The organism is Roseomonas marmotae, assembly GCF_017654485.1.
Taxonomy (GTDB): Bacteria; Pseudomonadota; Alphaproteobacteria; order Acetobacterales; family Acetobacteraceae; genus Pseudoroseomonas; species Pseudoroseomonas marmotae.
Genome location: NZ_CP061092.1, coordinates 140,970 through 155,223, shown reverse-complemented (window position 1 = coordinate 155,223; position 14,254 = coordinate 140,970). Strand labels below are relative to the sequence as shown.

At 66.5% G+C, this 14,254-nt stretch carries 9 protein-coding genes and 4 pseudogenes; 8 read left to right on the top strand and 5 right to left on the bottom strand.

Going from position 1 to position 14,254, the window contains the following annotated elements; all coding sequences use genetic code 11:
• Window positions 1-213: 213 nt before the first annotated feature.
• The 7 genes from IAI58_RS17660 to IAI58_RS17630 are packed head-to-tail and all read left to right on the top strand — an operon-like array spanning window position 214 to window position 8,895.
• Window positions 214-1,875 carry an amidohydrolase gene (locus IAI58_RS17660; RefSeq protein WP_207450284.1) on the top strand — a complete coding sequence of 554 codons (1,662 nt, stop codon included), beginning with the start codon at window positions 214-216 and terminating at the stop codon, window positions 1,873-1,875.
• A 4-nt stretch (window positions 1,876-1,879) separates the two neighbouring features.
• Window positions 1,880-2,821 carry an ABC transporter permease gene (locus IAI58_RS17655; protein ID WP_207450282.1) on the top strand — a complete coding sequence of 314 codons (942 nt, stop codon included), beginning with the start codon at window positions 1,880-1,882 and terminating at the stop codon, window positions 2,819-2,821.
• Between the two features lie 2 nt (window positions 2,822-2,823).
• Window positions 2,824-3,714, top strand: coding sequence for an ABC transporter permease (locus IAI58_RS17650; protein ID WP_208776125.1), 891 nt, complete (start codon window positions 2,824-2,826; stop codon window positions 3,712-3,714).
• 35 nt (window positions 3,715-3,749) lie between these two features.
• Window positions 3,750-5,354, top strand: a complete 1,605-nt coding sequence (locus IAI58_RS17645) for an ABC transporter substrate-binding protein (protein WP_237182636.1) — start codon at window positions 3,750-3,752, stop codon at window positions 5,352-5,354.
• A gap of 18 nt (window positions 5,355-5,372) precedes the next feature.
• Window positions 5,373-6,809, top strand: a complete 1,437-nt coding sequence (locus tag IAI58_RS17640) for an amidohydrolase family protein (RefSeq protein WP_207450280.1) — start codon at window positions 5,373-5,375, stop codon at window positions 6,807-6,809.
• Window positions 6,806-7,807: an ABC transporter ATP-binding protein gene (locus IAI58_RS17635; RefSeq protein ID WP_207450272.1), complete on the top strand. Its 1,002-nt coding sequence runs from the start codon at window positions 6,806-6,808 to the stop codon at window positions 7,805-7,807. Before IAI58_RS17640 ends, IAI58_RS17635 begins: the two co-directional genes overlap by 4 nt.
• Window positions 7,804-8,895 (top strand): ABC transporter ATP-binding protein, encoded by a 1,092-nt coding sequence (locus IAI58_RS17630; protein ID WP_207450270.1) that lies wholly within the window; start codon window positions 7,804-7,806, stop codon window positions 8,893-8,895. Before IAI58_RS17635 ends, IAI58_RS17630 begins: the two co-directional genes overlap by 4 nt.
• A gap of 71 nt (window positions 8,896-8,966) precedes the next feature.
• Here the strand turns inward: IAI58_RS17630 and IAI58_RS17625 are convergent.
• Together IAI58_RS17625 and IAI58_RS17620 are read right to left on the bottom strand one after the other, a co-directional pair.
• A pseudogene (locus IAI58_RS17625) lies at window positions 8,967-9,716 on the bottom strand (IS701 family transposase); the annotation flags it as partial.
• 37 nt (window positions 9,717-9,753) lie between these two features.
• Window positions 9,754-10,627, bottom strand: a pseudogene (locus IAI58_RS17620) (IS3 family transposase); the annotation flags it as partial.
• Window positions 10,628-10,698: 71 nt separating this feature from the next.
• On the opposite strand from IAI58_RS17620, the gene IAI58_RS17615 reads away from it, so the two are divergent.
• A complete protein-coding gene (locus IAI58_RS17615; RefSeq protein ID WP_208776119.1) occupies window positions 10,699-11,859 on the top strand; it encodes an IS30 family transposase in 1,161 nt (386 codons plus the stop codon).
• Between the two features lie 9 nt (window positions 11,860-11,868).
• Here IAI58_RS17615 and IAI58_RS23130 read toward each other — a convergent pair.
• From IAI58_RS23130 to hflX, 3 genes and pseudogenes are all read right to left on the bottom strand, one after another.
• Window positions 11,869-12,126, bottom strand: a pseudogene (locus IAI58_RS23130) (transposase); the annotation flags it as partial.
• A 64-nt stretch (window positions 12,127-12,190) separates the two neighbouring features.
• Window positions 12,191-12,569 (bottom strand): annotated as a pseudogene (locus tag IAI58_RS23125) (IS110 family transposase); the annotation flags it as partial.
• Between the two features lie 221 nt (window positions 12,570-12,790).
• The gene (gene hflX, locus IAI58_RS17610) at window positions 12,791-14,149 is read right to left on the bottom strand and encodes a GTPase HflX (RefSeq protein WP_207451000.1); all 1,359 of its coding nucleotides are present in this window, start codon (window positions 14,147-14,149) and stop codon (window positions 12,791-12,793) included.
• Window positions 14,150-14,254: the final 105 nt, after the last annotated feature.

Below are 14,254 nucleotides of genomic sequence, written 5' to 3'. Positions count from 1 at the left end.
CGCTCATCATGATGACCATGTTAGCGGCAGAACTGATCATGATCTGTGCTCAGCGCGATACGCCTGCCAAGCGCTTGAGCATCGCGACGTATTGGGAGAGGCTGTGCCCGGTTCGTCCGGGCTTGACGCTGCTCATGGTGACTGCTTGCATCCGTGTCATCCAGCGAGGAGAGCGGCCATGCACCCGATCATCACCCACTGGGGCACGTGTGCATGAGCACGGAGCTGCTGATTTCTGGTGGCCGGATCTTTCGGGGGCTGCGCGGCGGATTTGCCGACGCGCTGGCCGTGCGCGACGGCCGCGTTGTTGCCGTGGGCACGGAGGAGGAAGCGTCCCAAGGAGTGAGCGCGGCGGCACGGCGTATCGATCTGGGCGGCCGCGTGGCGGTGCCGGCCTTCAATGAAGCGCATATGCATCTGGCCGCTTTCGGGCTGGCGCTGAATCAGGTGAACCTGCGCGCCGAGGAAGTACGCACGCTGGACGAGGTGCTGAGGCGCATCGGAGAGGCAGCGAAGCGCGCGCCGAAGGGGCAGTGGATTTCCGGCCGTGGCTACGACCACGGCGAGTTGGATATCGGCCGCCATCCCCTGGCGGAAGAACTGGATCGCGTGGCGCCGGACAATCCGGTGTTCATTATCCGCACCTGCGGCCATGTCTGCGTCGCCAATTCCATGGCGATGAAGCTGGCGGGCGTCAGCCACAACACGCCGGACCCCGAGGGCGGGCTCATCGAGCGCAAGAATGGCCGCCTGACCGGATTGTTCGCCGAGCGCGCCATGCGGATGATCAAGCAGGCGATGCCGGCCTATGCCGAGGCGCAGCTGGTGGATGCGATCGACCAGGCCGGACAGCGGCTGGCGAGCTATGGCTTCGCATCGGCCAGCGACATGAATATCGGCATGACTGCCGGCATGGCCGAAGTCGCTGCCTACCACCAGGCCGAGGCCGAGGGGCGGCTGCACCAGCGGATGTGGCAGGTGCTCTTCGGCAATCCCGAAGGCATCGCGCAGCAGGCCTGGGAGGCGGGCATCCGCCCCGGCATCGCCGCCGGCGCGACGGCCGGGAACCTGTTGGCCTGGGGCGGCATGAAGGTCTTTGGCGATGGCTCCGCCGGCGGCCTGACAGCCGCCTTCTTCGACCCCTATCTCGAAAGTGCTGGTGGCGGCACGGGCATCTTCTGCTTCCCGGACGATGCGATGCACGACATGCTGGCGCGTTATCATCGTCAGGGCTGGCAGTTGGACATCCATGCCATCGGCGATGCCGCTATCGAGCAGGTGCTGTCCGGCATGGAAAGGGCGGATGCGCCGGACGCGCCGATCGCCGGCCGCCGGCACCGCATCGAGCACTGCGGCTTCCTGAACCGCAGCCAGCGCCAGCGCATGCTGCGCCATGGCATCCTGCCGGTGCCGCAGCCTGTCTTCATGTACGAATTCGGTGATCTCTATGTCACCAACCTGGGGCAGGAGCGTGCCGCCGCCGCCTATCCGATGGCGACCTGGCTGCGTGAGGGCCATCATCCCTCCGCCTCCTCGGACAGCCCGGTCTGCACGGTGGACCCTTTCCCCAATCTCTACGCCATGGTCACGCGCAAGACGAACAAGGGCACTGTTCTGGGGGCGGAGGAAATACTGACCATGGAGGAAGCGGTGCATTGCTACACTTGGTGCGGCGCCTTCAGCCAGTTTGCCGAGGGTGAGCGCGGCACACTGGAGCCGGGGCAGCAGGCCGATATCACCATCCTCTCCCGCGACATCTTCGCGGAGGAGCCGGAGGCACTGTTCTCGACCCAGGCCGACATGACCTTCCGGGGCGGCATGACGATCTTCGACCGCCATGGCGAGGTGGCGGCCCTCTCGGCGGCGGCGGGCTGACGCCATGCTGCGTCACGTGGTGCAACGCCTGCTGCTGATCGTGCCGGTCATGCTGGGCGTGCTGCTGATCGGTTTCCTGCTGATGCAGGTGGTGCCGACGGACCCTGCGGTGGTGCGGGCGGGTCCCACCGCCACGGCGGATGTGGTGGCCGCCATCCGCCGCGACCTGGGGCTGGACCAGCCGATCTACGTGCAGTTCGCCATCTATCTGTGGCGGCTGCTGCAAGGCGACCTCGGCGTCTCCATCATCAACAACGTCCCGGTGACGCAGGAACTTGGCGTCACCATCGGGCCGACGCTGGAATTGATGTTCGCGTCCCTCTTCTGGTCCATCCCGGCCGGGATCGCGCTGGGCACGGTGGCCGCCTATTATCGCGGCACCCTGCTGGACCGCGCCATCACCGCGCTCTCCGTGGCGGGAGGCTCGGTACCCGTGTTCTTCCTGGGGCTGGTGCTGATCTGGTTTGTCGGCTTCCAGTGGCAGTTGCTGCCCTTCACCGGGCGCGGCGGGCCGCTCTGGACGGTGGAAGGCTGGCAGGCCGTGGCGCTGCCGGCGCTGACGCTGGGCGGCGTCTTCATCGCCCCCGTGGCGCGCATGACCCGCACGGCGGTGCTGGACGTGCTGGGCGCCGAGCATGTGCGCACCGCCCGCGCCAAGGGACTGACCGAGCGCGCCGTGGTGCTGCACCACGCGCTGCGTAACGCGCTGATCCCGGTGGTAACGCTGATCGGGCTGCAGATCGGCTTCCTGCTGGGCGGCGCGGTGGTAACGGAAACCGTCTTCTCCTGGCCCGGCGTCGGGCGGCTGGCGGTGGGCGCCATCCTCTCCTCGGATTTCCCGATGGCCCAGGGCACCATCATCGTGCTCTCACTGGGCTTCATCCTCATCAACCTGGTGGTGGACCTGCTCTACGTGCTGCTCGATCCGCGCATGAGGGGGGCCTGAGCATGGCCAGCGCCACCACGGCCCCGGCCGCCGTCACGTCTCCCATACCCGCCCCGCGCCGCGCCCCCGGCACCCTGCGCCGCCTGGTGCGGGAGCCCGTGGCGGCGGCGGCCCTGCTTGTCGCCGTCCTGCTGGTGCTCTCGGCCCTGCTGGCGCCGGTACTGGCGCCCACCGACCCCTTCGACAACGACCTCGGCTCCGCCATGGCGGTGCCGGGCACGCCAGGTCTGCTGCTGGGCGCGGATGCGCAGGGGCGCGACATGATCACCCGGCTGCTCTACGGGCTGCGGATCACCTTCGTCATCGGCATCGCCTCGGTGATGCTGGGTGGCCTCGTGGGCGCGCTGGTAGGCTTCGCCGCCGCCTTCTACCGCCGCGTGGACGGGCTGCTGATGCGGCTGATGGACGTGCTGCTCTCCTTCCCCGCCATTCTCTTCGGCCTAGCGCTGGCGGCCATCTTCGGCCCCGGCATTCTGGCGGTGGTGCTGGCTCTGTCCGTTGCCACGGTGCCGCTGATGGCGCGCATCGTGCGCGGCGCCGCGTTGGTGGTGATGCGCCAGGATTATATCGAGGCCGCGCGCGCCACCGGCATGGGCGATGCCCGGCTGATGCTGCGCCACGTGGCACCCAATTGCCTGTCGCCCATGTTCGTCTTCGCGACGCTGCGCTTCGGGCAGGTCATCCTGCTCGGTTCGGCGCTGTCCTTCCTCGGCCTCGGCGCACAGCCGCCGATGGCGGAGCTGGGTGCGATGGCGGCTGAGGGGCGGAACTTCCTGTTCTTCGCGCCGCATATCGCGGTACTGCCCTGCGCGATGATCTTTGTCTTGGTCTTGAGCTTCAACCTGCTGGGCGATGCGCTGCGTGACGCGCTGGACCCCCGGCTCCGCGTCTGATCCTGCTGCAACCGAAAGGCCCAAGGATGTTCCAGTTGCTGAAGCGCCGCCGCATGGCCGGCCTGCTGAGCGGTTCCCTGCTGGCGCTGGGCGCCCTGCCGCCCGCCGCGCAGGCGCAGATAGCGCCCAAGGACACGCTGGTGGTGCTGCGCGAGATCGATGCGGACCGCTACGATCCCGCCCGCACCTCGGCCACCGCGGCGGGGGAGGCGCTGTTCCTGCTGACGGATACGCTGGTGTCGCTGGACTGGGACCAGAAGACCATCCGGCCCGGTCTGGCGGAAAGCTGGACCGTCAGCGAGGACGGCAAGCTCTATACCTTCAAGCTGCGGCGTGGCGTGAAGTTCTGCGATGGCAAGGATTTCACGGCGAAGGACGTGGTCTACACCATCAACCGCTTCATCGACCCCGCGCTGCGCGGCCCCGTGCGTGCGCGCGCCGGGCAGGTGAAGGAGGTCCGCGCCGTCGATGACTACACCGTGGAATACGAGCTGCAGCAGCCCTTCAGCGAATTGCTGCTGCAGCTGACGCAGTATTTCATGGGCATCGTCGATCAGGCGACGGTGGAGAAGCTGGGCGACGGCTTCGGCGTGCAGGGCTTCAATGGCGTCGGCCCCTATTGCTGGAATAGCTGGTCCCCCCGGCAGGACATGGTACTGACCAAGAACCCCGCCTACAACTGGGGTCCGCCGATCTACCAGAACCCGTCTCCGCAGGTGGGCCGCATCATCCTGCGCGTGATCCCGGAAGCGAATACGCGGCTGGCCGCCGTGCAATCCGGCCAGGGTGACGTGACGCAGTGGATCCCATATTTCGCTTTGGAAGGGCTGAAGCGCATCCCGACGGTGAAGCTGCAGGAGCAGCCGAACTACTTCTATGACAACTTCATGGGCTTCAAGGTGGACAAGCCGGTGATGAACGACCCGGCGGTCCGGCGCGCCATCAACCTGGCCGTGAACAAGGAGGCCATCAACAAGGCCGTCTGGTTCAGTGCCGGGCAGGTCGCGAACGGCTACGTCAACCCCAACGCGCAGGATGCCAGTGCCGAGGCCGCCGCCAAGGTGGCGGGCTTCGACCCCGCCGCCGCCCGCAAGGTGCTGGACGAGGCCGGCTGGACGATGGGCAGCGACGGCGTGCGGGTGAAGGACGGCCAGCGCGCCACCTTCCTGGCCTATGCCATCCAGCATGCCTACAACAACGGCATGATGCAGGCCATCCAGGCGGACCTGCGCCGCGTGGGCGTCGAGATGCGCGTGCAGCTCTGGGATGCCACGGTGGCCTGGGGCAAGCTGGCGACGCAGGAATTCGACGCCTTCATCATGTCCTACCCTTACGCCTCGGCCACCGATGCGCTGGGCCTGTACTTCCCCAGCACCAGCCGGCCGACACCCAACCGCATGAACTGGAACAACGCGGACACCGACCGGCTGATCAACGCCGCCCGTTCCGCCCTGGCGCCGGAGGACCGTGCCAAGGCCATCGGCGAGGCGCAGATGATCCTGGCGGAACAGAACCCCTGGATGCCGCTGATCCGCCAGCCGCTCTGGCTGATGTCCGGGCAGCGGGTGGAGGGCGCGCGGCCGCATGGCATCTACGGCGCGGCGCTCTACAAGGGCCTCGACATCCGGCTGACGCGCTGAGACGGGAAAGACAGGGACATGACCACCACGCTCGTTCAGGACGCCGACCTTGTCATCGCCTGGGACAAGGCCGCCGGGCAGCATGTCTACATGCCCGACGCATCCGTGGCTTTCGAGGATGGCCGCATCACCTTCGTCGGCCGTGGCTATGAGGGGCCCGCCGACCAGGTGATCGATGCCCGCGGCATGATGGTCATGCCCGGGCTGGTGAACATCCACTGCCACCCTTCCAGCGAGCCGATGAACAAGGGGCTGATCGACGAGATCGGCTCCCCCGGCCTGTATAATTCGTCGCTCTACGAATACATGCCGATCTTCCGCGCGGATGCGGAGGCGGTGCCCTCCTGCGTGCGCGTGGCGCTGTCGGAACTGCTGCTCTCCGGCGTCACCACCGTGGCCGACCTCTCCATGGCGCATCCGGGCTGGCTGGACCTGCTGGCGGAAAGCGGCATGCGCGTCTGCGTCGCTCCGATGTTCCGCTCGGCGCGCTGGTTCACCAAGAACGGCCATGTGGTGGAATACGAATGGGACGAGGCCGCCGGCGAGAAGGCGATGGCCGAGGCGCTATCGCTGGTGGAACGCGCGGAGCAGCATGAATCCGGCCGACTCTTCGGCATGGTGGTGCCGGCGCAGATCGACACCTGCTCCGAGACCCTGCTGCGCGAGAGCGCCGAGGAAGCGCGCAAGCGTGGCTTGTCCTGGCAGATCCATGCGGCGCAGAGCGTGGTGGAATTCCACGAGATCACGCGCCGCAGCGGCTTCACGCCCATCGGCTGGCTGGACAGCATGGGGCTGCTCTCGGACCGCGCCATCATCGGCCACGGCATCTTCCTGGACGACCATCCCAGCACCCGCTGGCATACGGCGAACGACCTGGACCGGCTGGCGGAGACCGGTACCACCGTGGCGCATTGCCCCACCGTCTTCGCGCGGCGCGGCATCACCATGAAGCATTTCGGCCGCTACCGCCGCCGTGGCGTCAACATGGGCATCGGCACCGACACCTATCCGCACAACATGCTGGATGAACTGCGGCTGGTCTCCTACCTCGCGCGCACGCAGGCGGAGGACCCGCGCAGCCTGTCCTCCACCGACCTCTTCGATGCGGCGACGATCGGCGGCGCCCAGGCGCTGGGGCGGGACGATATCGGGCGGCTGGCCGCCGGTTGCCGCGCCGATTTCGTGATGGTGGACGTGACCCACCCGATGATGCGTCCGGCCCGCGACCCCATGCGCAGCCTGATCTACGCCGCTGGCGACCGCGCCATCCGCTCCGTCCATGTCGATGGTCAGGAGGTCGTGCGGGAAGGCCGCGTGCTGACCATGGATTACGAAGGCGCCGCCGCGCACCTGGATGAAGCGCAGAAGCGCATCGTCGCCGGCGCGCCGGAGCGCGACTGGGCTCACCGGCCGGTGGAGAAGATCTCTCCGCCGACCTTCCGGTGGGCACGATGACAGAGGAGCTGCTGCGCGTCGAAGGGTTGCGCACAGTCTTCAAGACTTCCGCCGGGCTGGTGCGGGCGGTGGATGGGGTGGACCTCTCCGTGCCGCTTGGCAAGACGCTGGGCATCGTAGGGGAAAGCGGCTGCGGCAAGTCCATGCTGTCGCTTTCCATCATGCGGCTGGTGCCTTCGCCGGGGCGCACGGTGGATGGCCGCGTGCTGCTGGCCGGGCGCGACCTGCTGCCGCTTTCCGCGCGCGAGATGCGCATGGTGCGCGGCGGCCAGATCGCCATGATCTTCCAGGAGCCGATGACCAGCCTGAACCCGGTGCATACCATCGGGCGGCAGATCGTGGAGGCGATGCAGGTGCATTCCCCGGAGCTGAATGCCGCCGCGCTGAAGGAGAAGGCGGTGGCCGCGCTGAAGCGCGTGCGCATCCCCTCGCCGGAGCGGCGCTTCGACGAATACCCGCACCAGCTTTCGGGCGGCATGCGCCAGCGCGTCATGATCGCCATGGCCCTGGCCTGCGAGCCGCGCCTGCTGATCGCGGATGAGCCGACGACGGCGCTCGACGTGACGGTGCAGGCGCAGATCCTGGACCTGCTGCGGGAATTGCAGGCTGAGACGGGGATGTCGATCATCCTCATCACCCATGACCTCGGCGTCATCGCGGAGATGGCTGACGAGGTTGCGGTGATGTATGGCGGTCAGGTGGTGGAGCGCACCAGCGCCCGCGCCTTGTTCGAGGACCCGCAGCATCCCTATACGCTCGGCCTGCTCGGTTCCGTGCCGCGGCTGGATGAGAGCCGCGAGCGGTTGCTGGCGATTGACGGCGCCGTGCCGCCGCCCTTCGCCTTCCCCGATGGCTGCCGCTTCCACCCGCGCTGCCCCTTCGCCATCCAGGCCTGCCGCGAGGCATTGCCGCCGCTGCGGGCGCTTGGTCCGGGGCATGAGGCCGCCTGCATCCGCGCCCCGGTCGAGGAAGCGCTGACCCTGGAAACCGCCGCATGACGCCTTTGCTGGAAGTGACCGGGCTGGCCAAGCACTACCCGGTGAAGCAGGGCGTGATCCGCCAGCGGCAGGTCGGCACGGTACGGGCCGTGGATGGCGTGTCCTTTGCCGTGATGCGCGGCGAGACCCTGGCACTGGTTGGAGAAAGTGGCTGCGGCAAGTCCACCACCGCGCGGCTGGCCCTGCGGCTGATCGAGCCCAGTGCCGGCAGCATCCGCTTCGATGGCCAGGACGTGACGAAGGTCACGGGTGGCGCGATGCGGACGCTGCGCCGGCGCATGCAGATCGTGTTCCAGGATCCCTATGCGAGCCTCAACCCCCGCATGACGGTCGGCGATGCCATTGCCGAGCCGATGGCGGTGCATGGCATCGGCGACGATCGCTCCCGCCAGGACCGGGTACAGGAACTGCTGGAACTGGTCGGGCTTCGCCCCTTCCATGCCGGGCGCTACCCGCATGAATTCTCCGGCGGCCAGCGCCAGCGCATCGGCATCGCCCGCGCCCTGGCGGTGGAGCCGGATCTGGTGGTCTGCGACGAGCCTGTTTCCGCGCTGGATGTCTCCATCCAGGCGCAGGTGGTGAACCTGATGAAGGACCTGCAGGCGCGGCTGGGCCTGTCCTATCTGTTCATCGCACATGACCTGGCGGTGGTGAAGCACATGGCGGACCGCGTTGCTGTCATGTATCTTGGCGCCATCATGGAGATGGGCAGCAAGGCGGAGCTTTTCGCCAGTCCGCGCCATCCCTATACCCGCGCGCTGCTGGCCGCCATCCCGCATCCCGATCCATCGCGCCGTGGCCGGGTCACGCCGCTCGGTGGTGACGTTCCCAGCCCGATGGCCGTGCCGACAGGCTGCCGCTTCCACACCCGCTGTCCTTTTGCCCAGGCGCGGTGCCGTGAAGATGTGCCTGTGCTGCGTGAGGTGGCGCCGGGCCAGCAGGCTGCCTGCCACTTTTCCGAAACCTTGCCAGACGCCGCCCTGGATTATTCCGGCGGCCTGACACCAGCGGCGGCAAGGCGCCTGGCTCTCTATGATCACGCCAGGCAGCGATCAGGCGGCAGGGCCATGGCCGGATTGAATGTCTGACCCTGCGCTTATGGAGCGCGGCGACGTGAACTTCTTCTCGGAGACCCTATCACTACTTTGGCAGGTGGCGTTTAGGCGGCGGCGTGACGGACCGTCGACAGTGGGGACATCGCCCTGGCGACGGCGCTTGGTTCATCTGCAGCAGGCGCGCGATGATGGCGTGACGCAATGCGGGCAGGCTCGGCTCTGGTGGTGGACCGATGCACCTTTTTCCCCCGCTTCGCCGCGACACTCAGGCGTTGGTGCTGCAGGAAGGCATAGGCAAGCATCGTCATGAGCGCGTGTCGGTGCAGGCCTGTCCAGGAGCGCCCTTCAAAGTGATCGAGACCAAGTTCTTCCTTCATCTGCTGGTGCGCCTGTTCGCACACCCAGCGCGCCTTGATAGCCGCCGCGAGGGTTCGGAGGCTCGCGCTAGCAGGCAGGTTGGACAGGTAGTATTTCCGTTCGCCCGAGGAGCGGTGCTCGCCGATCACCCACGCCTCTTCGCCGGGCATGTGCTGCCCGCCGCCGTCACGGATCCGCTGCGGTGGCCCATCTGCCACCCGAATGCGCTGAGCGGCAAACCGGGCGCTCAGCCTGCCCTTGCTGCCGCGGCGCCAGCTGACCTGCCGCCAATCTGCGCCGGTGAGCATTGTTTCAGCCGCGACTGACAGGGTATCAGGGATGTGCCGCTGTCGTGGCCTGCCGTGACCCGCGATGGGAAAGATCAGTTGCACGTCGGCGGGATAGACTTTTTGCTGACGGGGGATGCCAACCGCCCAGAACAGGCCGCGTTCACTCAAGCCCTGCCGGAACGGGGCGCTCAGGCCATACCCGGCATCTGGACTTGCCCTGGGAAAGTGGAGAGCGGTTGTTGAACTATGCGACGGCCTCGAAGGCACAAGGGCTCTGATAGGCAAGTGCTGAGTGCCGTCGCCGCGGATTGTAGAAGCTGTCGATATAGCGGCCAAGGGCGAGTTCGGCCTGCTGACGTGTGAGGAAGGTGGTTCGCCAGACCATCTCCGCCTTCAGGGTCTTGAAGACGGTCTCGACCATGGAGTTGTCGAAGCAGTTCCCCCTGCCACTCATCGAGATGGCGATGTCCGCATCGCGAAGCATCTTCTGGTACGCGCCCGAGCAGTATTGGCCACCTCGATCGGAATGCTGCACCAAGCCCGGTGGCGGTCTGCGCAACAGCAGGGCTCTTCGCAGCGCGGCCATGGGAAGTTCCTTCTTCAAGCGATCACCCACGGCCCAGCCGACGATCCGGCGCGAGTACAGGTCAACCACAATAGCCAGGTAGAGCCAGCCCTCTGCTGTCCAGATATACGAGATGTCGCTGCCCCACTTCTGGTCCGGCCCGGTGGTTGTGAAGTCCTGCTCCAGCAGGTTTGGGGCGACCGGATTGGTGTGCTGGCTGTCGGTGGTGCGCTTGAACCGCCGCTTCTGCAGCGCTTTCAGCCCATTGTCGCGCATCAAGCGGGCTAGCCGATGGCGCCCGATCGAGAGACCCTGGGCCTTCAGCTCGGCATGCATACGCGGACTGCCATAGGTCTCGTTGGAACAGGTGAAGTGACCGCGAATATGAGCCAGGAGGATCAGGTCCGCCCGCTGCCGCCGGCTGGCCATCCTCCCCTTCCAGGCATAGTACCCCGCTCGCACTCACGCCCAGAATACTGCACAGACGTGGCACCGGTGCTGTCGCCTTCTCCGCATCGATGAGCCGGAACTTCATCGACTTGTCTCCTTGGCGAAGATGCCGATGGTGGGTTCAACTGGTCAGCGCAACATGATTGATTTCATGATGTTCCGGGAGGATCCACGATGGCGCGAACCGGCCGGCCTGGCTTATCTGCGGAGCAGAAAAGGGAGCTTTGGATCCGATGGAAGGACGGCCAGTCGCTCAGTGACATCGGACGGGCTCTCGGCAAGCCCGCGGGCTCGATCTTTGGTGTGCTGCAAGCCAAAGGCGGTATTGCGCCGCCGCTGCGGCAGCGATCTGCCCGCGCTCTGACGCTGGAGGAGCGCGAGGAGATATCGCGGGGTCTGGTGGCTGGCTTATCTTTACGCCAGATCGCGGCGCAACTCGGCCGATCGCCGTCGACCATCAGCCGTGAGATCGGCCGCAATGGTGGCCGCATGCAGTATCGTGCTATGGCTGCTGATGGACGAAGCTGGCAGCAAGCGTGCCGCCCCAAGCCGTGCCTGCTGGCCACCCATCGGTCTCTGCAGGCCGTGGTGGCAGAGAAGCTGGCGCAGCAGTGGTCGCCACAGCAGGTATCCGGCTGGCTTGAGGTGGAGTACCCTGACGACGAGGCCATGCGGGTGTCGCACGAGACGATCTACAGGAGCCTGTTCATTCAGGCGCGCGGCGTCCTGAAGAAAGAGCTGCTGGCGACGCTCCGGAGCCGCCGTCTGATGCGGCGCGCCAAGACTTCCACGACGGAAGGACAACCCAGAGGGCAGATCATCGGCGCCGTGTCGATCCGCGAACGCCCCGCCGAGATTGAGGACCGTGCTGTTCCAGGCCACTGGGAAGGCGACCTGCTCTCAGGTGGCAAGAACACGCATGTTGCGACCCTGGTGGAGCGCCGATCCCGCTTTCTGATGCTCGTCCAGGTGGATGGCAAAGATACCGAGAGCGTGGTTGATGCGCTGGTCCGGCAGGTCCAGCAACTTCCGCGGGGGCTGATGTCGTCGCTGACCTGGGACCGCGGAATGGAGCTGGCCCAGCACAAGCGTTTCGCTGTTGCGGCGGATGTTGCGGTATACTTCTGTGATCCCCGCAGCCCCTGGCAGCGGGGCAGCAACGAGAACACCAACGGTCTTTTGCGGCAGTACCTGCCCAGGGGATCGGATCTATCCGTTCACAGCCAGGATGATCTCGACACGATCGCCCTGCGGCTCAACACCCGGCCAAGGAAAACCCTTGGCTACAAAACACCAGCCGCTACCCTTGCCCAGGCCGTTGCGCTGACCAGTTGAACCCACCGTTGCTTTTTCTAGCAGGTCCCGCTCTTGCCGCAGGATCTCGTTCTCCCGCCGGAGCCGCGCCAACTCCTTCTCCGCATCCGGGTGAGGGCCGGCCAGCAGCTCCGTCTCCTGCAGGCGACGTCTCCAATGGGTCAGCGTCGACTTGCCTACCCCGAGGTCGGCCGCCACTTCGCCCACCGGCCGCCCGCTTGTCGACAACAGTCGGACCGCCTCACGCTTGAACTCCTCCGTCCAGCCACGCTGGTGTGGATCTCCCATCGCGCCCTCCAGGTTCTCATGACCTTACCTGAGCGCTCTCCACTTCTCCCGGGGAAGTCCAGTCCACCCAGACCGGCGTCAGCTCGCCGGCCCGATGCAGGCGGGCGAGTGCCGTTGCGTCCCGTCGGTCAGTCTTGATCCGATCGCCAGGTTTGCGCGGGATCAGGTTCGGCGCGACCACCACGCATTCATGGCCGCGGCTCCGGAGGTGTCGGTACACTCCGTAGCCGCATGGGCCGTCGAAGGCAGTGCCTTCGACCATAGACGAAGCGCAATGCCCGGCCGCCCCGGCCGAGCCGAGCCGCCAGCCTGTCGAGAGCCACGGGATCGTTCGGGATCTCGCCCGCGAACCGCACCTCGCCATCCCGGCCGGCCTCCGCAACACACACGGCAATCGTCGCCTTGCGCACGTCCAGCCAAACAAAACTGATATGCTCTCCCACGGCCCGTCTCCTGTGCTGAGGCAAGGCGCCGGCCCACGCGGCGCAACCCTCGTCATTCCTGCACAGTTCAAGGCGGGCCACCCCGCCTCAGACGGACATCTGGTCTAGCCACATCCGTTGTGGCATTGACCCGGCGTTCGCTCCGAGGCGCCGCAAGCTCGGTGCTGCGACCTGCGGTTGGCGCCTCAGTTGGCGAGGCCCGGTCGGGTCGATGCAGGATTTCAAGCCTGATGCGCGGCCAAGCTTCGCCGTAGTCGCGTCAGCGCAGCGGGCAGGCCGCGCACCTTCAGCACTCGGCCGGCTTCGTCGTGTTCTTCGGACAAGACCCGCATGCTGTCATAGATCTCGCCGATCAGGCTCTGATTGGCATAAGGCAGCACCAGGACATCCTCGACCATGGCTTCCTCGAAGAAGGCGATGATGCTGTCCCGCAGCGCGCTCACATCCTCCGGCCTATGTGCGGAGAGCAGAATTGCATCGGGATGTTTCTCGATCAAGGCGGCGCGGCCGGCGGCATCCACCCGGTCCAGCTTGTTCAGCACCAGGCGGGACGGCACGGCATCCGCCCCGATTTCACGCAGCACGCTGCGGGTTACCTCCAACTGCGCCTCATAGGTTGGATCTGACGCATCCACCACGAAGAGCAGCAGCGAGGCCTCCAGTGCCTCCGTCAGGGTCGAGCGGAACGAGGCGACCAGGTCATGCGGCAGTTGCTTGATGAAGCCCACTGTGTCGGAGACGAGCACGCGCGGCCGGGTTTCCGGCTGCAGAATACGGACGGTGGTATCGAGGGTGGCGAAGAGCTTGTCCTCCACCAGGACCTGGCTGCCGGTCAGCGCCCGCATCAGAGATGACTTGCCAGCATTGGTATAGCCGACCAGCGCCACCCGCAGCTGATCCCGCCGGGCGGAGCGGCGATGGTCGCTGTCGCGCTGCACCGCTTCCAACTGGTCCTTCAGCTCTGCGAGCCGGTCGCGGATCTTGCGGCGGTCGAGGTCGAGGGTGCTCTCACCCGCGCCCGGGCCCTGCCGCCGCTCACCGCCGCCCGAGGATTCCCGCAGACGGGGCGCGACGTATTTCAGCCGCGCCATCTCGACCTGTAGTTTTGCCTCGCGCGTATTGGCATGGCGGTGGAATATCTCGACGATGACGCCGGTGCGGTCCAGTACCTGGGCGCCGGTGGCACGCTCCAGGTTGCGGATCTGACTGGGCGAGAGTTCATGGTCGACGATGACGAACTCAGGCTTCCGGCTGGCGTCCGGTTCAAGCTCGCCGAGGGTCACAGTTTCGTCCGCGCCTTCAAACCGCTGCCGCGCTTTGGATTTTGGAGGCGTCGCCATCGAGGTCACCACACCGGTGCCGCCGGTCAGCGCGGCTAGTTCCGCCAGCTTGCCGCTGCCCAGCAAGGCGCCGGCGCCGGTGCCCTCACGCCGCTGCGACACCGCGCCCACTACCTCATAGCCCAGTGTTTTCACCAGGCGACCCAACTCCTCGAGGCTGGCTTCATGTGCCACGTCATCGACGTCGGGCGTCTGGATGCCGATAAGGACGGCGCGGGGGATAGGGGGCTTGGTCTCCATGGCCCCTTCAGTAGCATGGATTGGGGCGAATCCTGGAAGCCCGGGACAGCCGTATGCGGAAGGCACCGCGATACCGGTTTGGCGAAGCGAAACAGGAAAAGAGCA

What these genes read in the sequence shown, in the direction of transcription:
- IAI58_RS17635 (WP_207450272.1), top strand. Translation starts at nt 6,806, where the DNA reads ATGACAGAGGAGCTGCTGCGCGTCGAAGGGTTGCGCACAGTCTTCAAG.
- IAI58_RS17615 (WP_208776119.1), top strand. Translation starts at nt 10,699, where the DNA reads ATGGCGCGAACCGGCCGGCCTGGCTTATCTGCGGAGCAGAAAAGGGAG.
- hflX (WP_207451000.1), bottom strand. Translation starts at nt 14,149, where the DNA reads ATGGAGACCAAGCCCCCTATCCCCCGCGCCGTCCTTATCGGCATCCAG.
- IAI58_RS17630 (WP_207450270.1), top strand. Translation starts at nt 7,804, where the DNA reads ATGACGCCTTTGCTGGAAGTGACCGGGCTGGCCAAGCACTACCCGGTG.
- IAI58_RS17650 (WP_208776125.1), top strand. Translation starts at nt 2,824, where the DNA reads ATGGCCAGCGCCACCACGGCCCCGGCCGCCGTCACGTCTCCCATACCC.
- IAI58_RS17660 (WP_207450284.1), top strand. Translation starts at nt 214, where the DNA reads ATGAGCACGGAGCTGCTGATTTCTGGTGGCCGGATCTTTCGGGGGCTG.
- IAI58_RS17655 (WP_207450282.1), top strand. Translation starts at nt 1,880, where the DNA reads ATGCTGCGTCACGTGGTGCAACGCCTGCTGCTGATCGTGCCGGTCATG.
- IAI58_RS17640 (WP_207450280.1), top strand. Translation starts at nt 5,373, where the DNA reads ATGACCACCACGCTCGTTCAGGACGCCGACCTTGTCATCGCCTGGGAC.